Raw genomic sequence first — 22,660 nt, 5'->3', positions numbered from 1 at the left:
ACCACGTAATATGGAACCAATAGGTAGTTCGTCATTGCAAAGCAGCATTAGTAATAGCATTGGTATTGATAACGAGCCAATGGAAGTAGACCGTGACGTCCCCGCGCTTATTTCGCTATTCAATGATACGTTTTCAGACTTTAATACGCGCCTAGTATTAGGAAGCGACGAACCTATTTATCTGCCTGCTAACGAGACATGTGCCTATAACCAAATTGTGTTCGCTCATGGGTTTTTCTCAAGTGCGCTTCATGAAATTTCGCATTGGTGTATTGCTGGAGAAGCGCGTCGTAAGCTAGAAGACTATGGATATTGGTACTGTCCAGATGGACGCGACGAACAGCAGCAGGCCGATTTTGAGAAAGTGGAAATAAAGCCACAGGCTATCGAGTGGGCCATGACAGAGGCGGCTGGGCGTACCTTCCAAGTCAGCACTGATAACTTAAACGGCGCAGAGCCTGACAGAGAAGGGTTCACACGCAACGTAGCTGCGCAGTTGCAACGTTATAAAGCCGAAGGGTTTCCACCCCGAGCGGCGCGCTTTATCCGCGCATTAGAACAAATATTTTTATCTAAAGCGCCTTACCACGCTGAAAACTCGGCACCTAATCAACATACAAGCACGCCAGTAGGAGGAAATGCAGCATGACTCAACCCTTGTTTCGACTAGGTATTATTGTCAATCCTTTTGCGGGCATTGGCGGTGCACTAGCACTTAAAGGCAGTGACGGGGCCGAAATAAGAGAAAAAGCCTTAGCGATGGGCGCTGAAAAAAAAGCCAACGAAAAAATGGCGCGCGCATTAAGCATACTTGATGCCTTGTCTGGGCAGTTTACCGTTGTCACTGCTGCCGGCGATATGGGCGAGAGTGTTTGTGAGTCGCTGGGTATTCCATTTGAGGTTATCTACGCGCCAGAGCAGGAGCAAACTGAAGGGGAAGATTCAGAACGCGCGGCCAAGGCGATGGTAGAGGCTCGTGTAGATTTACTGTTATTTGCGGGCGGCGACGGCACTGCGCGTAATATTTGCCGTATGGTAGGCAACGACGTACCCGTGTTGGGCGTACCAGCCGGCTGTAAAATTCACTCGGGCGTTTATTGTGTTTCTCCCTCTGCCGCTGGGCAGGTCGTTAGTCAAATGATTGCCGGCGAGCTTGTCAGTGAGATGGATGCTGAGGTGAGAGACATTGATGAAGACGCGTTCAGAAAAGGCAAAGTCATCGCAAAACACTATGGTGAAATGCGCGTCCCTGCCGAACTCAGTTACGTACAAGCCGTTAAAATGGGCGGCAAAGAAGATGAAGCCTTGGTACTTGACGATATTGCAGCGTACATTAGCGAAATAATGGATGACGAGCCTGATACCTACTTTGTAATGGGGTCTGGGTCGACGGTTGGCGCTGTGATGGAATACCTTGGGTTTGATAACACATTGCTGGGTGTTGATATTGTTAAAGGCGGCGAACTTGTGGCCAGTGACGTTACGGCGCAGGCACTTATTGATATTACTAAAGGCCATCCAACAAAAGTGGTGTTGACCGTCATTGGGGGGCAAGGGCACGTGCTCGGTCGCGGTAACCAGCAGTTAAGCCCCGCATTTATTCGCCAAATTGGCAAACCAAACATGCTTGTGGTTGCCACCAAACAAAAAATTCAGGCGCTTCAAGGAAAGCCTTTGCGTCTAGATTCCGGTGACGGCCAGCTAGATGAAAGCCTTGCTGGTGCCTTTACCATTATTACGGGTTACAAAGATAAAGTACTTTATAACGCGGTTTAGCCACAATTACCTCATTGAATTGTTTAAAAAAGAAGAGTTAGGAGAAAACCTTGTTACCACCTGCTGCTGCGCCACAAGACGTGGTTGATGCTATTGCAAAAATTGAAGCACTACTTGACGATGTCGTTAACCACGGCAACGATGACGAGCTCTTTATCGCCAGCTATTTGCAAGGCCACTTTGCTGTTGAGGCGCGTCAATTAGAAATGGTTGAAGGAGCAAGTTTGTCGATGCTAAACGACAAGATGACTGACAGTCTTCAGCGGGCTTTTGACAACAACGAGCTTGACGCGCAAGACGCAGAGTTAGTTAAAGCGCTGTGGAATAGGCTTTTTGAAGGGGCTAGCAAGCTCTGTACTAACTAAGCCCTCTAATTATAAATGGCAACCTGCATACGCTTTGTCAGTGTGTTGCCGTTGGTACCTCTAGCATGAAAAATGCGTTACCATGCAACAAGTTATTAACATGTTGCGAGTGAGTTATGCTAAATCGTGCGTCTAAGCCATTTGTTAAGTTAGTCGAGCGCTATCTACCAGACCCTTTCATTTTTGTTCTCATATTAACACTGGTTACACTCGCCGCTGCGGTCATTGTTGAGCAGCAATCGCCCGTTACGGTTATAGAGCAATGGGGCAGTGGTATCTGGGGCCTACTTACCTTTTCGATGCAGATGCTGCTTGTGTTGGTCACAGGCTTTATGCTCGCCAATACGCCGTTGATGAAAGCGCTTCTGTCGCGACTTGCCATGCTGGGCAATACGCCAGGCAAGGCAATAGTGCTTGTCACTATAGTGTCGCTAACCGCGAGTTGGATAAACTGGGGCTTTGGGCTTGTCGTGGGGGCATTATTCGCAAAAGCATTAGCGCGTAATACTCGAGTTGACTACCGTTTGCTTGTGGCAAGCGCCTATTCTGGGTTTGTGGTTTGGCATGGTGGCCTGGCAGGTTCTGTTCCTCTTACTATTGCAACCGAGGGGCATTTTGCCCAAGTTCAAATAGGCGTTATCTCTACCAGCGAGACGATTTTTAGTGCATTTAATCTGTCTTTGCTGACGATTCTGTTTGTGGTTATTCCGCTGGTAAATAGGCTAATGCTGCCCACTGAGCATGACAGTGTATTTGTTGATACAGACAAGTTGAGCGAAACACATGCTCCCGTTACAACCAACCAAAGGCCCGCAGACAAACTAGAAACCAGTAGGGCGCTCTCTTTGTTAGTGGGAGCGATGGGGCTCTTCTATTTGGTCAGTTATTTTATTAAAGAGGGCGGGCTAAACTTAAACATTGTCAATATGCTTTTCTTGTTTTTGGCTATTGTGTTACACGGTACGCCAAGAAGTTTACTGCACAGCTTACAGCAGGCAGTACAAGGCGGTAGTGGCATTATCATTCAGTTTCCGTTTTACGCTGGCATTATGGCGGTTATGGTGCAATCTGGTTTGGCACAATCAATGTCTCAATGGTTGATTAGCATGGCAAGTGCTGACTCTTTGCCAGTGTGGAGTTTTATCAGTGCAGGCATTGTTAATATCTTCGTGCCTTCTGGAGGCGGGCAGTGGGCAGTTCAGGCCCCCGTTGTTTTGCCTGCGGCCATGGAGCTTGGCGCTGATGTTTCTCGCGTTGCTATGGCGGTCGCCTGGGGAGACGCATGGACAAACTTGATTCAACCCTTCTGGGCATTGCCTGTTTTGGCTATCGCTGGACTTAAAGCCAAAGACATCATGGGGTTTTGTCTATTACAGCTAGTGATTACAGGCGTGATTATTGGATTGGTGCTTAGATTTGTTTAAAGCTGTTAAACAAAAACGGCTTACGCTGCTGTTAAGACAGCGTAAGCCAGTGGATAGCATTACATAAACGGTTTTAGTGCCTCAACCTCTTTTAATTGCGGCATCACGCTTTCAGTGTCACCAACAATGGTCAAGTGCATTTTATTCACATCCAAGTATTTTGCAGTGACCGCTTTTATCTCTTCTGGTGTGATAGCGTAAATGGTTTTCACATAGTCAGCTAAATAACTCTCGTCCAAACCATGTAGCTCTGTAAACGCAAGTTGAGAGATGATGGCAGTACGTGAAGAATTTCTTAGCACAAAAATACCTGCCATGTAGTTTTTAATCCCCTCAAGCTCTTCTGCAGTCGGAGCTTCGTTAGCGAGTAAATTGATCTCTTTTATGATCTCGTCAAGTGCAGCCCCCGTTGACTCTGCGGTAACATCGGCTGCTTCATACCAAACACCCGTACCAACGCGGTCTACCATCGAAGAACGAGGAGAGTAAGTGTAACCTTTATCTTCGCGGATATTTGATGTAATACGGCTTGAAAATGCGCCGCCAAGTAACGTATTCATCAGGCTCATTTTCATATAGTCGTCGTGCGCGGGTGAAAGTGTTGCTAGACCAAGTCTTAATGTTGACTGTGGCGCACCTTCGCGCGCGAGTATCTCAAAAGACGGCCCTGTTTGCGTTAACACCGTCTTGCGCTCAACGTTTTCACCTTTCTCCCATTGACTAAATGAAGCTTCTACCGCCTTAGCTACTTCATTTTTATTAAACACGCCTGACACATAAAGGTGGCTGCGATTAGGTACAATATTTGTCTTAACGAAATCGGCTGTATTTTGTGCTGTAAGTGCAGAAATGCTCTCGCTTGTAGGGTAAAGTCGACCGTATGGGTGATTACCAAAAACCGAGTTATAGAATGCTTCATTTGCAATTGAAGAGGGGTTTGAAAGTGATACGGTTAGACGTCGCTGAGTATCTGTTTTAATGCGCTCTAGGTCATTGGTTTCAAACTTGGCATTCATCACCATATCGGCAATTAATGCCACAGCATCGTCACCAAACTCAGATAGTACACTCATACCGATGAAGCTTGAATCCATACCCACTGAAGTATTTACTTCACCACCCATGCTCGCTACTGACTCTGCTAATTGTTTTGCTGTGTATGTATGGGTGCCTTGGCGCAGCATTTCATAGCTGATATCTGAAAGCCATATGCTTTCGCCATCGTCAATGTTGCCCGTGCCGGTGCGTAACTGCAGTGTCACTTTGGGCGTTTTACCATAAGGAATAAAGGTAACTTTCAAACCATTATCGAGTGTTATTGTATCGGTTTCTGGCACAACAAAATCTTTGGGCTGCCCACCTACAGGCGGTGTCTCTTTTGCTATAACTGAAAATGCGCTCAACGTGCACAATGCTGTCACCGCGGTGACGAGAATTTTTCTCTTAAATTTCATGGTTACTCTCCTTGTTCCGCGGCGTCAGTTGTCGTTTCAGGTTTGGCACTAGGGTCTTCACCTGGCGTGACGGTTAAAATGGTACGGTTCGTAGGGCGAAGATACTCTTTAACCGTTTTAGCAATGATTTCAGGCGTTACTTTCTTAAAGTTTGTTTCTAATTCATTGATTTTACTTGGGTCATTATCAAACAAGGCAAAACTTGCTAATAGGTCTGCGCGACCAAAACCATAAAATCCGTCTACTGCATCAAATAGGCTAGAGCGTATCTTTACAATCGCGCGCTCCATTTCTTCTTCACTCAGTGGTGTTTCTTGTAGTTTGTTAACAACCTTGTCGATGGCTGCAGTAATGGTATCGCGGCTAACGGTATCGTCATGGGTAAACGAACTCATCCAAAGCATGGGGCCGTTATAGTTGAACATGTTGCCAAGCAAATAGTTGATACCGCCATTTACACTCCCCGTGATTTGCTGATTTTTAACAAGTTCTTGATACAGCAAACTGTCTTCACCTTGCACTAAAATTTGGTCAATGATGCCCATTGCATAGTATTCTGGCGTGTTTCTCGGTGGCATTTTATAAGCAAAAGCATACGCAGGTTTTGGTGCAAGCTTGTCGAACTTATTAAACACCTTTTCTTTTTCTTGGCGAAGCTCGGTAAGGTCAGGTTGAGGGGCTAGTTCGGTCGACGGTATTGCAGCAAAGTATTTTTCGACCAATTGCTTAGCTTGCGCAACATCAATGTCGCCCACTACGGCTAATACCGCATTGTTAGGAGCGTAGTACATATCAAAAAACGCGTCTACGTCTTCAAGGTTCGCAGCGTCTAAATCGGCAAGGTCGCCGTAAAAATTGTGTGCATTGTACCAGTTGTTAAACGCGTATTGCGGCATATCAAGCCATGGGAAACCGCCGTAAGGTCGGTTAAGTACGTTAACTTTAACTTCGTTTTTAACCACACCTTGCTGATTTGTTAAATTTTCTTGCGTTATTGCGAGCCCTTTCATTCTGTCGGCTTCGGCCCAAAGAAATGTTTCTAATTTATGCGCTGGAATAATTTCAAAGTAGTTAGTGAAATCAAACCGTGTTGAGCCGTTTAAAACGCCGCCATTGTCATTGACCAACTTAATAAATTCCATTTTTCCTAAGTTTTCAGAGCCTTGAAACATCATGTGCTCAAAAAGGTGGGCAAAGCCTGTGCGGTCTTTAGGCTCATTTCTAAAGCCAATATTGTAATAAACAGCCACAGTGACCACAGGCGCAGTGTCATCTTTTGATAAAACGACCTTAAGTCCATTGTCTAACGTGAAGTATTCGACGGGTACGTTATAGCCAACGTCCATTTCAACGTTACTTGCAGCCTCAACTATTTTTGAGGTTTGATCGACCGAGGTTTCTGATTGTGAGCGCGTGTCTTGACCACAGCCACTCAACAATACCGACAGAACACCTGCCGCAATTAAGGAAAGTTTTTTCATCGTTCTCTCATTCTTTTATCTAGGTGATACCGTGCACATCAACATCCTTGCCGACCAAACACCAAACGGAGCGTGTAAAGATGGGATACGGTGTGAGTGGCGCGCTCTTTGACATTCAAAATAAGAAAAGAGGGCACCTTAACGTAGAATGCAGGGAGGTATTAAAAGGGTCAACAGAAATTCGCAACACTTTGTTAATTGCTCAGACTGTTGAGAGAACCGGGCCGTAGTCTTGCATATCCAATCTGTTGGGAATGCTTGGTAGGCTCTCATCCTCGTGATGTGTCACATATAGCACCGTACTTGTTTTTGCGTTAGCGACTATATCGATGAACTTAAGTATTTTTTGCCGATTAAATTCATCTAGTCCATTACACGGCTCATCGAGAATGAGTAGTGTTGGGTGTTTAACCATTGCTCTTGCGAGCAGCACTAACCGCTGGTCGCCGAAAGAGAGCGACTGAAATGGAGTATGCTTCTTATCTTCCATACCCAATACGGTTAGCCATTCTGCGGCGCAATTTTTCTCTTCTTGGCTTGCTTTTGTGTAAAGGCCAATACTGTCGTAAAAACCAGAAAGTATCACATGTTCTAGGTTTGCATTTACCTTGTATTGCATATGCAGCGCGTTGGACATTATGCCAATGTGCTTCTTAATATCCCAAATGCTTTCACCCGTTCCTCGTTTGATACCGAAAAGGGTCAGTTCGTTGGTGTAACAATGAGGATTATCGCCTGTTATCATTTGTAGCAAACACGTTTTACCAGAGCCGTTAGGGCCAACAATTTGCCAGTGGGTATGTTGTGTTACCGTAAAATCGAGATTTTCAAATATGGTTCTGCCGTCGTATCTTACATAGCCCTTTTTAAGGGAAATCAGTACCTGAGGTGACGCCTTGTCTTCCACTGTATTTGAGGTAGTGATTTGATGAGAAAGCAGCGCCTGCGGCAGCGACACCGCATCGTAGCTTAATGCAAACCATGTGCTGAGCTCGTCAATGATACTCTCATAACTGATGGCTTTTTCAGAACGCCACGTCACCGCGAGATTTTCCATAACGATGACATAGGCGATTATTCCCTGAGGAATATCGCTCAGTTTGTTGGCAGTTATTACAAGTGTGGCTTGTTGTTGAGAGGTGAGAAACTGACTAAACGCTTTTGCAGAATCAATATCTAGTCCTTCGAAAGGTTCATCGAGCACGATAAGTTTGGCATTGCTAAGCCATGCCATAACGATAATGACTTTGCGTGTCTCGCCAGTCGATAATGCAAGAAACTCGGCATCCAGCAAATGTTCAATGCGAAGTATTGTGACTAATGTGTTGAAAAAAGGGTGGTTGATATAGTCCGTATTAGTGCGAGTAAAAAGCTCTCTGACTCTAGTTGGTGTAGCTATAACATCAAGTATATCAGCGCTGTCTTTTCGTCTCTCTTCCTCGATCAACGCTTGTTGTGCGGCTATCGAGACTTGCGCTACTTCTGAGTCGAACTCCCGTTTTCCAGCTACGGTTTTACCATCGCCAGCAATAGCAGATAATAACAGTGATTTTCCGGCCCCATTTCTGCCCGCTACAATATAGTGAGTTGGCTTTTCGTGACCGCAGGGGGTCTGAATATCAATTGAGAAAGCGGGTGTTTTAAACCCTGAAGGCAACGAAAGAGCAAATTCAAAAAGCGATAGCATGCGATGATAAATGAAAGCTAATATGTCGCCTCATTGTGAGTGAAAATATGCCGCTGTCAATGGCGCAACGAAAAGTGTGTCACAGTCACTCCGTTTGGATGGGAAAAGGATTGCGCTTAGGCGGCAAACCTATTCCGCATTTTGTATAAAATAAGACAAGTTCTTTTGCGATGGGTAGCGCTTCTGTAGGTTAAGCTTAAGAAACTACTTTGTGGTGCAATTATTGCAGTGTTGAGCGTAATAACACAAGTATGGGTGATTTTTTGACCCACGTCGTCGGTTTGATGGCACTTCAACTAGCATAAAACTGTCAGCCGAATTTTTGTGTGACTTCACATTCAATAATGACGGACTGTATTTGGAATCGAAAAATGAATGGCGCTCAGTGTAAACCTAATTCGAAATCGTTGACTATCGCTGTTAGGTGGTTAGCAGGTATTGCCGCAGCAATAAGTGTGATGACAGGGTGTACTGCTTCACAAGAAACGCAAAGCCAACTTGCTCAAACTAATTCATCAACGATAAATGCCCTTGGCAACGTTGAATATTATACCTATTTGCTTGCCAATGAGCTTTTTGCTGATGCGGGCCCATCACGCCAGTCTCGTTATGCAGTAGTGGGCTTTGTTCCCGCTGATACAATGAAATTTGATGCTAATCATCAGCATCCACTGATGCTGCTTGGCCATCAACTAGAGCAAGGCATGATTACTGAGGCGACAAAACGGGGTTTTTCTACTCAAGAATTTAAGCTATCAGACGATATTATTGTTAGTGACGAAAGTGACAGAATACTGACGCGTGAAATTGAACGACTGTCTAACATTGAGCGTGTCGATTTTTATATTACTGGCACTATGGTGTATCAGGAATCTGGTGCAGTGGTAAATGCACGTATTATCAACGCGCGAAACAAAGATATTGTTGCCGCTGCCACCCGTTTTTTTCCAGCAGAATTGTTTTGGCAAGAAGAGCGCGTAACCACGCGTAACGGCAAGTTATACAGAACCGAGAGTATGAGGTAATTCATGACAACTAAATATAAATTGGCAGGGCTCATGCTATCGGCTTCACTACTAACGATAAGTGGTTGCTCGATGATGATGGAAGAAGAACAGGTAGCCGAGCAAGCACCTCAGCGTCCAGCAATGAATGTGATAGACGTTACCGCTCAAGATCGTGCCCCGAGCAGACCTCAAGTGACAGAAGATGAACAAGAAGTGAGGGGAATGGATGCGTATGGCGCAATTGGGCAACCACCTTTATATTCAAGCGTTCAAGGGGCATATAAAGGCAGGCCGCTAACCAAACATATTGGCGATTATGTGAAAAACATGACGCAAGACCTCATTGCTAACATGGAATATGTTAATGACAAAACGCCTATCGGCGTAACACATTTTGCGTTACTGGATACCAACTTACAAAAAACCGATTTGCTCGGCAGGCAAATGGCGGAATCGTTTGTTCACGAACTTCATAAGTTTCGTGTGCCTGTTATTGATTTCAAGGCGACAGAGTACATTCGTATTACCGAAGACGGTGACTTCGTGTTAAGTCGAGATTACTTGGAGTTAAGCAGCAGTCTTCCTATTGAGTATGTACTGACAGGTACAATGACAAAGCACCAAGGTGGCGTTTTGGTGAATGCGCGAATATTGGGTATGGAATCACGCGCGGTTGTTGCTAGTGCACAAATGCTTGTACCATTTTATGTTGTAGATGCACTCATACCGAGTGATGGCAGCGAACAAAATGGAATGCGCGACGGCGTAAAACTAAGCCGAGGTTAAGAGGTCTCTCATGCTAAAACAGTTTCCATTACGCGCGTGTTCACTATTGATGGCGGGCGTAGTTGTGATGACATTGAGCGGGTGCACAAGCACAGATTCTATTGGCTCTTTTTGGCTTGGTGAAGATGGTGAAATTACCCATGACGCAGAGCCTGTTCCAGTGCCAAGGCGTTCAGGTTTAGTGTACACACCAGATTCAAGAGACCGCGAGTATCAACAACACGTTGCGGTGGAGCCTGGCTATAAAGATCCACTACACCAAGGCTTTTTCCCTTCACAAACCCATAAAAGGCTGAACGATTACGCGTCTCAGCTGGCAATGAAGTTAATGGACAATGCAACGCGACTGACCCATCAGGATATGGTTGGGGTCGCCAGCTTTGTGCGTCTAAATCATTCGCTTAATGAAAGTACTGTGCTTGGCAATCAACTATCAGAGTACTTAATTGCTGAACTACAAGATTTTGGGTTAGCCATTGTCGACTTCAAGCTGGCCGGTGGAATTACCGTTACGCCAGTGGGTGATTTTGTACTTTCGCGCAGTGGAAAAGCGCTTGCAAAGCAAGTAGAAATGGACCATGTGGTTACAGGAACTATTATCGAAGATGACAGGGGCGTGCGAGTTAACGCACGCATTGTGTCACTTGAAAATAAACAGGTGGTGGCGAGTGCCGATGTGTATATACCCGCTTTTATCGTAATGGACCTGAACAAAATGGCGAGCGTACGCACACCTTAATTCGCCTAAATACCACGAATAGCCTCTCGGGTCATAAAGCGGCTGGTATTAACCGCATTTAGCAAGTCGTTGCTCATTGGAAGAGGTTGATTACACAAGCTACTGACTAATACTTCAGCCATCAAAGGTGCAGTGGTCAATCCGCGTGACCCCAAGCACGTTAATGCAGATACTGCACTAGCAGGCAGTGTGGGTACTGCTTCCAAAGGTTTACCGACACCGAGATCGCTGTAATATGCTTTCAATAGCGTAAAGTCATGAAGTACACCCACTACAGGCTGATGATCCGGTGAGCCCAATCGTGTAGCTGCCCTTGCCATGCCGTCATGTTTGAGTTGGCCGACAATGTCTGTGTCGGCTAGTGCTTGGGAGTGGGTAGCCAAATTTGTGTCGGTTTCTTCACCACGTATATCTGTTGCCATATCATTTTTAACATAGGTTGAGCCAAGGGCATGTCGTTCATTTAAGCTAGGTGTCATATAGCCTTTGTGACAAAGCACTGTTTGTAGTGATGCAATGGGGTCTTGCGTCGGTATGGCTTCAACCTGACCGCGAACGGGTCTAAGCGATAAGCTATCAAACTCGGATAAACCAACCGCGCCAGCACCTGGAGCTAATATTATGTGGCTAGCGCTTTGTGTGGTTTCACTCGTGTCATGAATAAAATGTGCTTTAACGCTTTCTGTAACGCTTTTGGGGTTGTCGACTACGCTGTGACCCACATAGCGATGTCCTGCTTTAATCGTGAGATTACCCGTCTTTTTAGCTTGGCTTACCATGGCATCAACGAGATGCGGGGGAGACAGCCAGCCACCTTCTTTTATTAATAAACCTGAGTATGGAAGCGCAATATTGGCTATTTCACTAACCGTGTTGCTGTCAATCTTTGCTACTAAGTCTTCGGGCCACACGTCTGAATCTGCGAGCTTATTTTGACGCTCGGCTACCTTATCGTTAAAGCTAAGCTGAATAACGCCACAAAATTCATGTGCTACCTGCGGGTATTCCTGGACTATGTGTTCATAACACTGCTTGGCATATAAAAAACTATGAGCTTGAATTCGGCTGGCAATGCTTGCTTCACTATGTAACTGAGGGTAGAAGCCGCCTTGTGGATTGCCGGAGGCGCCCGCGGCCAATTCTGCCTCTTCAAAATACAAGGTTGTCGCAATACCTCGATTGGCAAGCGATAAACATACACTTGCAGCGGCTAGCCCAGAGCCTACAACAATCACGGAACTTTCTGTTGTTAACGTTGGGTTGCCGTAGCGGTAATAGGGGCCTTGGGGCTGCCGAAGCTTATGGGGAACGTTTTCGCTCACTTCACTGAAAACACCGGTTAACATATCGCGCTTGCGTCCAAACCCGTTCCTTTTTGCGATGGTGAAGCCTACATTTGCTAAGCCTCTTTTTACGATACCCGCTGCAGTAAAAGTGCCAAACGTAGTGCCTGTTTTTGATAATCGAGCCATTTGACTGAACAAGGCGTCAGTCCACATATCAGGGTTCTTACTTGGCGCGAAGCCATCTAGAAACCATGCATCCACCAGTCCGTTTCGAGGAGAGTGCCACTGGGGTAGAAGCGTGTGAACATCGCCAATCCACAAATCCAGTGTGGTCGAAAATGTATCAAACTGAAGTCGGTGACAGCCTTCTAGACCCATGGGATACACATCAGCTAACGCAGTGGCTTCACTAAGTAGCGCGGGAAATGCCGCTAATGCTCGTTGCATATCTGACTGCGGAAGAGGGTATTTTTCGGTTGTTAAGAATACGAGGCGTTTTAGAGGGTGACTCGGATTTGCTTCTCGAAACTTTTGAAATTCGTGCATCGCAACTAAAAAATTTAAGCCTGTCCCAAACCCCGTTTCTGCAATAACAAACGTGTATTCAGTCCAGTTTTGCCAACGCGTTTTAAGGTCGTTACCATCAACGAAAACGTGTTGAGTTTCATCTATACCACTGTCATTGGAAAAATAAACATCGTCAAAATGATCGGCCACAGGTGTACCGCTGTCATTAAAATGTACCTGCGCGTGCTTAGATTTCAATTTTTCTGGTTCTCCGCTTAGCTCAACTTTTCATTACCAATGCGCTATAACGCGCTGTGACACCGTTTGACCACTCATCATACCACCAATGGTAACCCATCGGCCGTCAATTTGGATGAGTCCTCGGTGATCCATCGTCGGTGTTGGGGAAGTCGTGATGGACCATTTGCCGGTAGCGATATTATATACCCAAATATCAGCACTGGGCTCGGATGGTTTGCCGTTATACCCGATGCCGTTATAGTTGTAAGGATTGTTAGAGCCGCCAACGAAAAGTATACGGTTCGACTCCGTATCACCTGCACTTGCCATGCGATACCGCGCTGTTCCTGTTGGGTGCTGAACAATTCTCCAGTCTATTTTTAAATGGTTGGCAGTATCGATAACGCCCTTATAACAGGCTGTTTCCGCGTGAAAAGAACGACGCTTATCTTCGTTTGGGAGCACGGCTACGCCGTCGCAAACAAGCATAGTATTTTGAACTAGGCCGCCAGCGTGACCAAACACAGGTTTACCTAAAAATGGACTAGCTTGGTGCCAAATATTGGTTTGCGTATCGAATACTTGCACTACGTTTACGTTGCCGTCATTGTGCCAACCAGAAATCAAATACACATAGCGAGATTGGTACACAAGGGCAACGGCGTCATCCACAGGAATTGGCATAGGGGATAGCAGAGTATATTTCTTCTCGACAGGACTATATTTGTACACATCCGGTGTGCTTATTTCAGTGTGATCTTCCGCTACTGTGTAGCCACCAAAAATGTAAACCGCATCATTAACACCAACGGCAACGGACGCTAATCGCCCTTTAAGCGGCAAGCTGGACGGTACGTCAGGCAGTGCTTGCCATTGACTAATATCGCCATTAATTATCTTTAGCTGCCAGGCGTTGTTATGAACATCATTATGCGTTTTGCCATTACTCAAGCCCATAAAGCTAAACAAATACACGGTGTCATCAATATTTAACGTTGCCACCGCATTGTTAGATGTGCCTTCGGGTAAAGAGGGGATTGTTATAGAAGAATGCGCGGCATTCGCTTTCTCTGTAACTACGCTTGTTTCATTAGCACTCGCGCTCAACGGCTCTGAATTTGCGCTCATGGCCTCTGACTGTGCGCTCATGGCCTCTGACTGTGCGCTCATGGCTGTGACCCAGGCAAGCAAAACGATAGCTATGATGCGAAGGGGGCGGGGAAAATGAGCGGACTGTTTTTGTGCGTTAAAAGTAGTTAGCATATTTTTCGCTGCTTTCTCTAATTAGGTATCACAATGTTTGGATAATAAAAAGGGCATTGTAGCGATCATTAAACATGTTTGCTTGGGAAAGTCGGCAGAAACGTGTTTTGCCCTATGGCGCATTTTCTCAAAAGGCATCTCCATGACATCACATGTGCCAAAAAAGCGCTGTGCTATTGCATCAAATAGTGGGTGGTCTAAGCACACTTTGGGGTCATTGATTTTGTTTGCTTACACGTGTACGCTGAGTTGAAATAATTATATAAATTGCCGCTGTGCAATAATTTAGTGGAAACGCATTTTGAGATATGCGCTAAGCAGACCACTTTATGATTCAAAATCGTTACCATAAGCCGCACTAACGCAAAGGGTAAACTATGAGAAGAGCAGTCATCACCGGTCTTGGCATTGTATCAAGCATCGGCGTAAATAAAGAAGACGTACTCGCTTCACTAAAAGCGGGCAAGTCTGGTATTACATTTTCAGAACAGTTCGCCGAAATGGGCCTAAGAAGCCAAGTTTGGGGCGATATTAATATTGATTTGAAAGACCACATCGATCGTAAAGCAATGCGCTTTATGGGGGATGCGGCAGGCTACGCTTATGTTGCAATGCAACAAGCTATCGCAGACTCAGGCTTAGAAGAAAAAGATATTTCTAACGAGCGGACTGGTATTATTGCAGGTTCTGGTGGTGCGTCCTCTGAAAACCAAGTGTTATCAGCTGACATTCTTCGCGAAAAAGGCGTTAAACGTGTTGGCCCATATATGGTACCTCGCTGCATGGCGTCAACCGTATCGGCTTGTTTAGCGACACCGTTTAAAATACGTGGCGTTAATTACTCTATTGCCTCAGCATGTGCTACAAGCGCACACTGTATCGGTAACGCTCTAGAGCTTATCCAGTTAGGTAAGCAAGACGTTGTTTTTGCGGGTGGCGGTGAAGAACTGCATTGGTCGCTATCTAGCCAGTTCGATGCGATGGGTGCGTTGAGCTCGAAGTATAACGACAACCCATCAGTTGCGTCTCGTACGTACGATGCAGCACGTGATGGATTTGTCAGCTCTGGTGGTGGCGGTATGGTTGTCGTTGAAGAGCTTGAGCACGCATTAGCTCGCGGTGCCAAAATCTATGGTGAAGTTGTTGGCTATGGCGCAACGTCTGATGGTTATGACATGGTGGCACCATCGGGTGAGGGCGCTATTCGTTGTATGCAAATGGCGATGCAAAACGTTAATGGCCCGATTGATTACCTCAACACACACGGCACATCAACGCCTGTGGGGGATGTCAAAGAGTTAGCTGCTATTCAAGAGGTGTTTGGTCAATCAGGCGTGCCAATTAGTGCGACTAAGTCTCTAACGGGCCACGCACTGGGAGCTGCGGGGGTAAACGAAGCAATTTATAGCCTGCTAATGATGGAAAACAGTTTTATCGCGCCATCGATTAACATCGATACATTAGATGAGGCGGCTCAAGGCCTAGATATTGTAACTGAAGCACGCGATGCTGAATTAAACACTATTATGTCTAATAGCTTCGGTTTTGGTGGTACTAACGCAACGTTAGTAATGCAAAAATACAAGGGCTAGCGATGACTGATTAGGTAGACAACGATGTTTGTCTATATAGTCATACATTGAAACTAAAAGCGCGCAATGCTTCTGCATTTCGCGCTTTTTTTGTGTAGTTGTACTAGAGCGTTATATAAATTGATACTGGCGAAACAGGAGGTCAGGGTCAGGAATGGTGAGTTTCCCATAATGACGCTTAAGAAGTCCCTCTTCCTGAAGCTCACCCAAAAGCTGGTTCACTGTCTGACGACTACTATTGATCATCTGCGCGAGAGATTCTTGGGAAAGCGTGAGTGTAATGGTGTCATGCCGCGGCAAGTGCTGCCCGTAGCTGGTAGTTAGCATGAGTAAGCGTTTCACTAACTGGTGCTTTAAACTCAATCCAGCACTGGAGTCGATAAATTGAAATGCACTGCGCACCCGTGTGCAGAGTAAACGTGTAAAATGTGGGTATAATTCAGGGTGTTTTTCCAACAAGGCCTTGAAGGGCTTCTTTTGAATTATTGCTACGGTACAATCGGTCTCGCAAAAGTTATCATGGGTGCGAGGAAGATCATCAAACATGGATATTTCACCAAACCACGTGCCTGGCCCCAATAGCGCAAACAGCATTTCTCTTCCATCTATGCCAACAGACACAACCCTAAGTCGTCCTTCACAAACACCGTAAAAGCCCACGCCTTGTTCGCCTTTTGCGTGCAATTGTTGGCCCGCTTTAAGGTGCTTTATTCGCATGTTGTCAAACATGGCTTGTTGCAATTTTTCTGGTATGTCACTAAACCAGATGGAACTAGCAAGGATTTCTTTATAGTTGCTCATTTAACAAATTTATTACATTGTCGGATATCCGACAGTGTATAGTAGTTGTAACGCGTATTGTAGCCTCATAATTGATGTTAAATGATAAAAGTGGAGTGGGTTATGACACAGTCTGTAAAGTCGCAAGTTAGTGAACAGGAATGGCAAACACGAGTCGATCTTGCCGCATGTTATCGCGCCGTAGCCATGTATGGCTGGGATGATCTCATTTTTACACATATTTCAGCCCGTATTCCTGGGCCTGAACATCACTTTCTGATTAACCCCTACGGCATGATGTTCGACGAAGTAACTGCCTCAAGCTTGGTAAAAGTAGACCTAAATGGCAACAAGGTGATGGACAGTGAGTTTGACATTAATCCTGCGGGTTTTACAATTCACAGTGCCGTGCACGAGGCAAGGGATGACGCCAAGTGTGTGCTGCACTTGCACACGGCAGAAGGCGTTGCAGTCTCCATCTTAGAAGATGGTTTGCAACCCTATTCTCAACAGTCATTGTTCCCTCTTGCATCGCTTTCGTACCATGCCTATGAAGGCGTAGCGCTGAATCCTGAAGAAAAAGCGCGCTTGGTAAGAGATTTAGGTGATACTCAGTTTATGATTTTGCGAAATCATGGCTTACTAACCTGTGCTGATAATATTGCTGATGCATTTTTATTTATGTTTATTCTACAGCGCGCATGTGAAATCCAACTGAAAGCACAAGCGACTGGTCAGCCACTCATTCCAATTCATTCTGCAATACTGCAAGGCATTCAAGCACAAGCTTCCGAGGTAACAAAACAGGCCGGTGGTGCGTTGGCGTGGCCGGGTATCAAGCGTCGTCTTGAACGCCGCTTTCCTGGCTTTGATCAATAACACTGTCTAATTTTAAACAATCTGATTGGCGCTAGGTTACTCATCGCGTAAGTTGCGGTACACTTAGCGCCATGAAAATACTCCTCGAAGATACTATTCCATTTGGTAGTGATTACCTCAACGACCTTGCTGAGGTAACCACTTATGCGTGGCAATCATTGCAGCCAGAGATGCTACGCGATATTGATATCTTAGCGTTGCGCTCAACAACAAAAGTCACACCTCAGCTACTTCAGTATGCAAATAAACTCAAGTTTGTGACCACTGCTACAGCGGGCACTAATCATTTGGATAAAGCATTTCTTGATAAAGCAGGCATTACGCATAGCTCAGCCGCGGGGTGCAACGCAGTAGCGGTAGCCGAATACGTATTGAGCGTATTATTACATGCTCACAAAAGCAAAAAGATATCACTGGCCAATGTGACGGTTGGCATAGTGGGCGCAGGTAATGTGGGGAGTGCGCTTTCGGCCATCCTAAAAACACTTAATATCAGCTATAAACTGTGCGACCCGCCGCTTGCCAAGTCAGGCGACTCACGCGATTTTGTATCAATGGATGAAATTGCTCAGTGCGACGTTATTTCGCTGCACGTGCCGTTTATAAAGAGCGGGCCTTACGCCACAGAAGCGCTTATAGATAATGCTTTTCTTGAGCAGTTAAATGCAAATCAACTACTCATAAACGCATGCCGCGGTGAAGTAATCGACGAAAATGCTTTAGTCACAAAGCTAAACGGCAACAATGCGCCAACTGTTGTGCTCGATGTATTTGACAATGAACCGAACATTAACACCGCGCTTTTTGAACACGCGTGGTTTGTGACGCCTCATATTGCAGGTCATTCTGTTGAAGGTAAAGTGCGTGGCACGCAAATGATCTACGAACAGATTTGCGAGGTACTGGGAAAGCCTGTAGAAAAGCGATTAGGCGATTTTCTCTCGCCAACACAACCCATTAAGATAACGCTTAAACAACCACAAGCACGTTCTCTTTCATATGATGATTTAGCCACAATTTATTTGAAGGTCTACGATGTGGCGATAGATGATGCCAAAACGCGAGAGACACTACTTCCCAAAAAAGGGGGAAGCGGCAAATTAAGTGAAGCTGATATCGGCGATAGGTTTGCGCAACTTCGTAAACAATATCGAATTCGAAGAGAGTGTAGTGCATACACGTTGCATACATCGCAAGATGTTAGCACTGAGATAGCACAAACCTTGAAGCAGTTAAGTTTTACTATCAAACACTCAGACAAAGTATTGGCGCAGTGAGGTAGGCTGGAAAAAGGCTTGCACAATAAATTCACTCGCTACTTGAATCTTTAAGAAGTAATACAACCATAGATGAGAAGTTTAAAAGCAATGTATTCTCATTTTTTTAATTAGGAGCACAAAACATTATGTCACAAGCGTTTGACGTCGCGGTACTTGGCGCCACTGGATTAGTGGGGCAAACCATGATTGAACTATTAGAAGAGCGCGATTTTCCAGTTAATAAGCTGTATCCGCTTGCCAGTAAACGTTCAGCAGGGAGCACCGTTTCGTTTAAAGGTGAAGACATTGAAGTGTTAGACGCCGATGAGTTTGACTGGTCACTCGTTCAGTTTGGTTTTTTCTCAGCTGGCGGCAGTATATCCGAAAAATTTGCGCCACTTGCCGCAGACGAAGGGTGTATTGTTATCGACAATACATCTCACTTTAGATATGAGCCAGACATTCCGTTGGTTGTACCCGAAGTTAATGCTCATGCGCTAGCCGACTTTCGCAATCGAAATATTATTGCAAACCCAAATTGTTCGACCATTCAAATGTTGGTTGCATTAAAGCCTATTCAAGACGCAGTAGGTATTGATCGTATCAATGTGTGCACGTATCAATCTGTATCAGGTGCAGGCAAAGAGGCGATGGAAGAACTCGCGAAACAAACCGCTGGCTTACTGAATGCACGTGAAGTTAAAGCAGAAGCATTCACGCGCCAAATTGCATTTAACGCTATCCCACAAATCGATGTTTTCCAAGACAACGATTACACTAAAGAAGAAATGAAAATGTTGTGGGAAACACAGAAAATAATGGGTGACCAAAGTATTTTAGTTAATGCAACAGCGGTAAGAGTACCTGTTTTTTACGGTCACGCAGAGGCTATACACCTAGAAACGCGTTCACCCATAGATGCGCAACAGGTCAAAGAGTTGCTTGCCAATGCGCCTGGAGTGACAGTGTACGAAGGCAATGAGCAATTCCCTACGCAAGTTGGTAACGCAAGTGGTAATGACATAGTTCATGTTGGCAGAATTCGAAATGACATTACGCATCCGTGTGGCCTTAACCTTTGGGTTGTTTCTGACAATATCCGAAAAGGGGCGGCAACAAACAGTATTCAAATAGCAGAAACGCTTATACGCGACTATTTGTAAGCAAAACAGCTGTTGGTATTGAATGCGGTAAGCACAGAAAAAGTAAACATATTTCTGTGCTTGCCGATAGAAATGATAGTTGGCGAAAAGCGTAAATCGATGACACAAACTAGATTGCCTACCACAACTGGTTTATAGTTTGTGTAACGCTATTGTTTTAATGCTTGTGGTATTTGAAAAAATAACCAGAGGTCAGTGGTTTATCTAGTTCAAAAACAACAAAAGAACATGTATTACGTACGTGTTGCACTGACCACAATTGTCACCGCAAAATGTTAGGAATGCGGGTGATTTAAGAACAAAAATAAAAGCCAATAAAGTTAACATAATAAAGATTGGCTCAAAATCCGCTTCGACGTCACAAGCGGTAAAGACGCTTGAGGGCATATAGGACTGCTATGAAATTGCATTTGACGGGCTTACTTTTACTTACACTTTGTTTGTCTGCCCCTATCGTTTCTGTCGATGCACAGGAGCGTTCCACGCTATTAAAGGGCCCCAAAGACGCCAGTAATCAATATTCTGGATTGGAATATGGTCCAATAGACTCTAGCGATACCTTATGGCGCATAGCGGAGCGTTACCGCCAAAATAATAACCTGTCAGTTTATCAGGTTATGACCGCTATCTATGAACTCAATCCAAATGCCTTTGAAAATGGCAACCTCAATTTGCTCGTCGATGGCGCGGTTCTCAAACTTCCCTCAGAGCGCTATATCGCGCGTATTGATAAACAAAAAGCGCAAATGCGCGCAGAGCAAGATGATAGAGCGTTTGCGGAGCTTCTCAACAAACCCGGTAGCAGTGTAAGAAATATCAAGCCAGCTTCACCGCTGGTGAATCAAAATGATCTTACACAGACCCAAAGCGATATCGAACAGAAAATTACACGTTTAGACGAAGAGCAGACGCGCCAGTTCGATGAACTTCGCATGCAATTTGCGGCGTCACTTGAAAACGTGCAAGCCATACTGGATGAAAATCGACGCCTATACGAGCGCGTTGAAGCCGTAAACGGTGAGCTTGAGACCTTGCGCGGTCAAGTTGAAGGCGATGTTAAGTCTCAATTGGACATGCAGGTAGCGCTTCAGCAAGAACTGCTCGATATGATCAGAGCCGAACAAGCGCAAAGAGAAGCTGAAAAGCAGGACTCTATTTTAAACGCATTAACCAGCCCAATGAGTCTAATTATAGGCACGGGCGTTCTCACGTTACTTTTAGTGGGCGGTCTAATTACTTGGCTATTAAAGCGAAATAGCAGCACTGAAGAAGCACCAGTAACTACACCGCCTATTACCTCGACTACTGACGACGTACCGGTTCCTGATGAAGATATTGGTGACCTCTCAAGCGCGCTAGCACCAGATTTGAGCGAGCAAACGGAGTTGTCAGATGATGATTTGTTTAACGATGATGATCTTCTAGATGACGTACTCACTTCTGATCTGGAAGATACCCTTGATGACGAATTAGACACATTTGCCGATCTTGAAGATGACATGCTGGTGCCAGACGAAGGCACAGATGATCTTTTCGAAGAGGGTGCTGATGAACTGGACCAAAATGAATTAGATAGCCTTTTCGACGATGACGACCTGTCTGATAAGGTATTGAACGAGGGTGAAACTGATGACCTCGAAGGTTTCGATTTATCTGGTGATGATGATGTTTTTGAAGAAACTGAAGATACCACAGATAGTGAAACGAGCGAACAAGCACTAGACGAAGTTTCAGATGATGATTTTGATATTGACGACTTACTCGACGATGTTCAAAGTCAGGGCGACGCTGAAAGTGAGAAAGAAGAGACACAGGGCACAAATGAAGATATTGGTGCACCCGACGATAATGTTGATGACGATGATATAGATGCTCTGTTGGCCGGTGCATCGCTTGATGATGCTGAAGAAGAAAGTGAAGATGTGTCGTCGGAAGATACTGAGGATACTTCTCCTAGCTTGCCTGCGGTAGAAGATGATGATGACACGCCAGAAATAAGTATTGACGATTTATTAGAAGAACACGGCGTAGATGCTGGGTTGACTGATGAGCTTGACAGCAATGATGATCTCATCAATGAAGAAATGCTGGAAAAACTCGACGACGAAATAAACCAGCAAAATAAAGAAATAAACAAGATTACAGACGATTTGCTTAATGAAATAGAGCAAATTGAAATGATGGGTGGTTTAGGCGACGAGTTCGCTGAAGACGACGAAATAGAAGATGAAATTACAACAACACCATCACCTTCGCCACAGTCTATTCAAAGCTTAGATGACATTACCGATGATTTGGATGACATCGATGTTGGCGAAGACATTGATGGCGTAGCTGATTTTTCTGACCCGTTATCTGATGATCTTATTGCTGAGTTGCAAGCTGAAGATGAAAGTGAATCCTTTGATAGTGATAGCGAAGTAGATGAAGAACCAGCTGCTGTTGAAGAAGCTAAGGACAGCGAACCGTCTAGCGAAATTGAATCAAGTGAAGATTTTGAAGATCCGTTTACCGACGAATTATTAGCTGAACTTGAAGCTGATTTAGAAGTAGAGCCAGAAGAGCCCGAATCAGTACAAGAAACCAACGAACTTCAAGATGAAGAAGACTTCAGTGATCCCCTTACTGATGAGCTTCTTGCTGAGCTGGAAGCTGAGGAAACTGACTCCGCAACCGACGCTGATTTATTAGCAGACGAGCTGCTATCGGAGCTTGAGGCGGAAATCGAAAACGAGTCAGAAATAGATCAAGTCGACGATATCAATGATGCTTCGCCTAGTGATGATGATGAACTAGCACAAGAAAATGTTGAGCAAGATGCTGATTTAGATGAAGAAAATCTTGACATCGAAAGTGCTCTAGATGACGCTCTTGCAGAAGCAGAAGCAGAAGCAGAAGCAGAAGCAGAAGCAGAAGCAGAAGCAGAAGCAGAAGCAGAAGCAGAAGCAGAAGCAGAAGCAGAAGCAGAAGCA

Annotated in this window: 18 protein-coding genes; 12 read left to right on the top strand and 6 right to left on the bottom strand. The window is 45.1% G+C overall.

Annotation, left to right across the window (positions count from 1 at the left end; all coding sequences use genetic code 11):
* The first annotated feature begins 79 nt into the window (after window positions 1-79).
* The 4 genes from LHL20_RS11135 (at window position 80) to LHL20_RS11120 (ending at window position 3,565) form a co-directional block, all read left to right on the top strand.
* Entirely contained in the window at window positions 80-649 is a 570-nt protein-coding gene (locus LHL20_RS11135) for an elongation factor P hydroxylase (RefSeq protein WP_226433430.1), read from the top strand.
* The gene (locus LHL20_RS11130; protein ID WP_226433373.1) at window positions 646-1,776 is read left to right on the top strand and encodes an ATP-NAD kinase family protein; all 1,131 of its coding nucleotides are present in this window, start codon (window positions 646-648) and stop codon (window positions 1,774-1,776) included. Before LHL20_RS11135 ends, LHL20_RS11130 begins: the two co-directional genes overlap by 4 nt.
* A gap of 50 nt (window positions 1,777-1,826) precedes the next feature.
* A complete protein-coding gene (locus tag LHL20_RS11125) occupies window positions 1,827-2,141 on the top strand; it encodes a YfcL family protein (protein WP_226433372.1) in 315 nt (104 codons plus the stop codon).
* 116 nt (window positions 2,142-2,257) lie between these two features.
* On the top strand, window positions 2,258-3,565 hold the full coding sequence (locus LHL20_RS11120; RefSeq protein WP_226433371.1) for a short-chain fatty acid transporter: 1,308 nt from the start codon (window positions 2,258-2,260) through the stop codon (window positions 3,563-3,565).
* A gap of 59 nt (window positions 3,566-3,624) precedes the next feature.
* On the opposite strand, the gene LHL20_RS11115 is transcribed toward LHL20_RS11120, so the two are convergent.
* From LHL20_RS11115 to LHL20_RS11105, 3 genes are all read right to left on the bottom strand, one after another.
* Window positions 3,625-5,019 (bottom strand): M16 family metallopeptidase, encoded by a 1,395-nt coding sequence (locus LHL20_RS11115; RefSeq protein ID WP_226433370.1) that lies wholly within the window; start codon window positions 5,017-5,019, stop codon window positions 3,625-3,627.
* A 2-nt stretch (window positions 5,020-5,021) separates the two neighbouring features.
* Window positions 5,022-6,500: a M16 family metallopeptidase gene (locus LHL20_RS11110; protein WP_226433369.1), complete on the bottom strand. Its 1,479-nt coding sequence runs from the start codon at window positions 6,498-6,500 to the stop codon at window positions 5,022-5,024.
* Between the two features lie 202 nt (window positions 6,501-6,702).
* Window positions 6,703-8,187 carry an ATP-binding cassette domain-containing protein gene (locus tag LHL20_RS11105; protein ID WP_226433368.1) on the bottom strand — a complete coding sequence of 495 codons (1,485 nt, stop codon included), beginning with the start codon at window positions 8,185-8,187 and terminating at the stop codon, window positions 6,703-6,705.
* Between the two features lie 458 nt (window positions 8,188-8,645).
* Here LHL20_RS11105 and LHL20_RS11100 point away from each other — a divergent pair, with 458 nt between their 5' ends.
* The 3 genes from LHL20_RS11100 to LHL20_RS11090 are packed head-to-tail and all read left to right on the top strand — an operon-like array spanning window position 8,646 to window position 10,719.
* Complete coding sequence (locus tag LHL20_RS11100) at window positions 8,646-9,212, top strand: FlgO family outer membrane protein (RefSeq protein ID WP_319003226.1); 567 nt, start codon at window positions 8,646-8,648, stop codon at window positions 9,210-9,212.
* Between the two features lie 3 nt (window positions 9,213-9,215).
* On the top strand, window positions 9,216-9,980 hold the full coding sequence (locus LHL20_RS11095) for a FlgO family outer membrane protein (RefSeq protein WP_202261879.1): 765 nt from the start codon (window positions 9,216-9,218) through the stop codon (window positions 9,978-9,980).
* A 49-nt stretch (window positions 9,981-10,029) separates the two neighbouring features.
* On the top strand, window positions 10,030-10,719 hold the full coding sequence (locus LHL20_RS11090; RefSeq protein ID WP_413228897.1) for a FlgO family outer membrane protein: 690 nt from the start codon (window positions 10,030-10,032) through the stop codon (window positions 10,717-10,719).
* Between the two features lie 5 nt (window positions 10,720-10,724).
* Here the strand turns inward: LHL20_RS11090 and mnmC are convergent, their stop codons facing one another.
* Together mnmC and LHL20_RS11080 are read right to left on the bottom strand one after the other, a co-directional pair.
* Window positions 10,725-12,770 (bottom strand): bifunctional tRNA (5-methylaminomethyl-2-thiouridine)(34)-methyltransferase MnmD/FAD-dependent 5-carboxymethylaminomethyl-2-thiouridine(34) oxidoreductase MnmC, encoded by a 2,046-nt coding sequence (mnmC, locus tag LHL20_RS11085; protein WP_226433365.1) that lies wholly within the window; start codon window positions 12,768-12,770, stop codon window positions 10,725-10,727.
* A 33-nt stretch (window positions 12,771-12,803) separates the two neighbouring features.
* Window positions 12,804-13,880: a Kelch repeat-containing protein gene (locus tag LHL20_RS11080; RefSeq protein ID WP_413228896.1), complete on the bottom strand. Its 1,077-nt coding sequence runs from the start codon at window positions 13,878-13,880 to the stop codon at window positions 12,804-12,806.
* A gap of 512 nt (window positions 13,881-14,392) precedes the next feature.
* Between LHL20_RS11080 and fabB the strand changes: the two genes are divergently transcribed.
* Window positions 14,393-15,607, top strand: coding sequence for a beta-ketoacyl-ACP synthase I (gene fabB, locus LHL20_RS11075; protein ID WP_159626225.1), 1,215 nt, complete (start codon window positions 14,393-14,395; stop codon window positions 15,605-15,607).
* A 111-nt stretch (window positions 15,608-15,718) separates the two neighbouring features.
* On the opposite strand, the gene LHL20_RS11070 is transcribed toward fabB, so the two are convergent.
* Window positions 15,719-16,408 (bottom strand): Crp/Fnr family transcriptional regulator, encoded by a 690-nt coding sequence (locus LHL20_RS11070; protein WP_159626223.1) that lies wholly within the window; start codon window positions 16,406-16,408, stop codon window positions 15,719-15,721.
* Window positions 16,409-16,510: 102 nt separating this feature from the next.
* Here LHL20_RS11070 and LHL20_RS11065 point away from each other — a divergent pair, with 102 nt between their 5' ends.
* The 4 genes from LHL20_RS11065 to LHL20_RS11050 all read left to right on the top strand — a co-directional run.
* Window positions 16,511-17,266 (top strand): class II aldolase/adducin family protein, encoded by a 756-nt coding sequence (locus LHL20_RS11065; RefSeq protein WP_159626221.1) that lies wholly within the window; start codon window positions 16,511-16,513, stop codon window positions 17,264-17,266.
* Between the two features lie 71 nt (window positions 17,267-17,337).
* Entirely contained in the window at window positions 17,338-18,543 is a 1,206-nt protein-coding gene (locus LHL20_RS11060; RefSeq protein ID WP_226433363.1) for a 4-phosphoerythronate dehydrogenase, read from the top strand.
* Window positions 18,544-18,671: 128 nt separating this feature from the next.
* Window positions 18,672-19,688 (top strand): aspartate-semialdehyde dehydrogenase, encoded by a 1,017-nt coding sequence (locus LHL20_RS11055; protein ID WP_226433362.1) that lies wholly within the window; start codon window positions 18,672-18,674, stop codon window positions 19,686-19,688.
* A gap of 398 nt (window positions 19,689-20,086) precedes the next feature.
* On the top strand, window positions 20,087-22,660 hold a 2,574-nt coding region (locus LHL20_RS11050), incomplete at its 3' end, for a FimV/HubP family polar landmark protein (protein ID WP_319003225.1).

This window comes from Alteromonas sp. McT4-15 (assembly GCF_020515205.1).
In the GTDB taxonomy this organism is placed as follows: Bacteria; Pseudomonadota; Gammaproteobacteria; order Enterobacterales; family Alteromonadaceae; genus Alteromonas.
The sequence above is the reverse complement of the archived record's forward strand: the minus strand, read 5'-3'. Positions and strand labels throughout refer to the sequence as shown.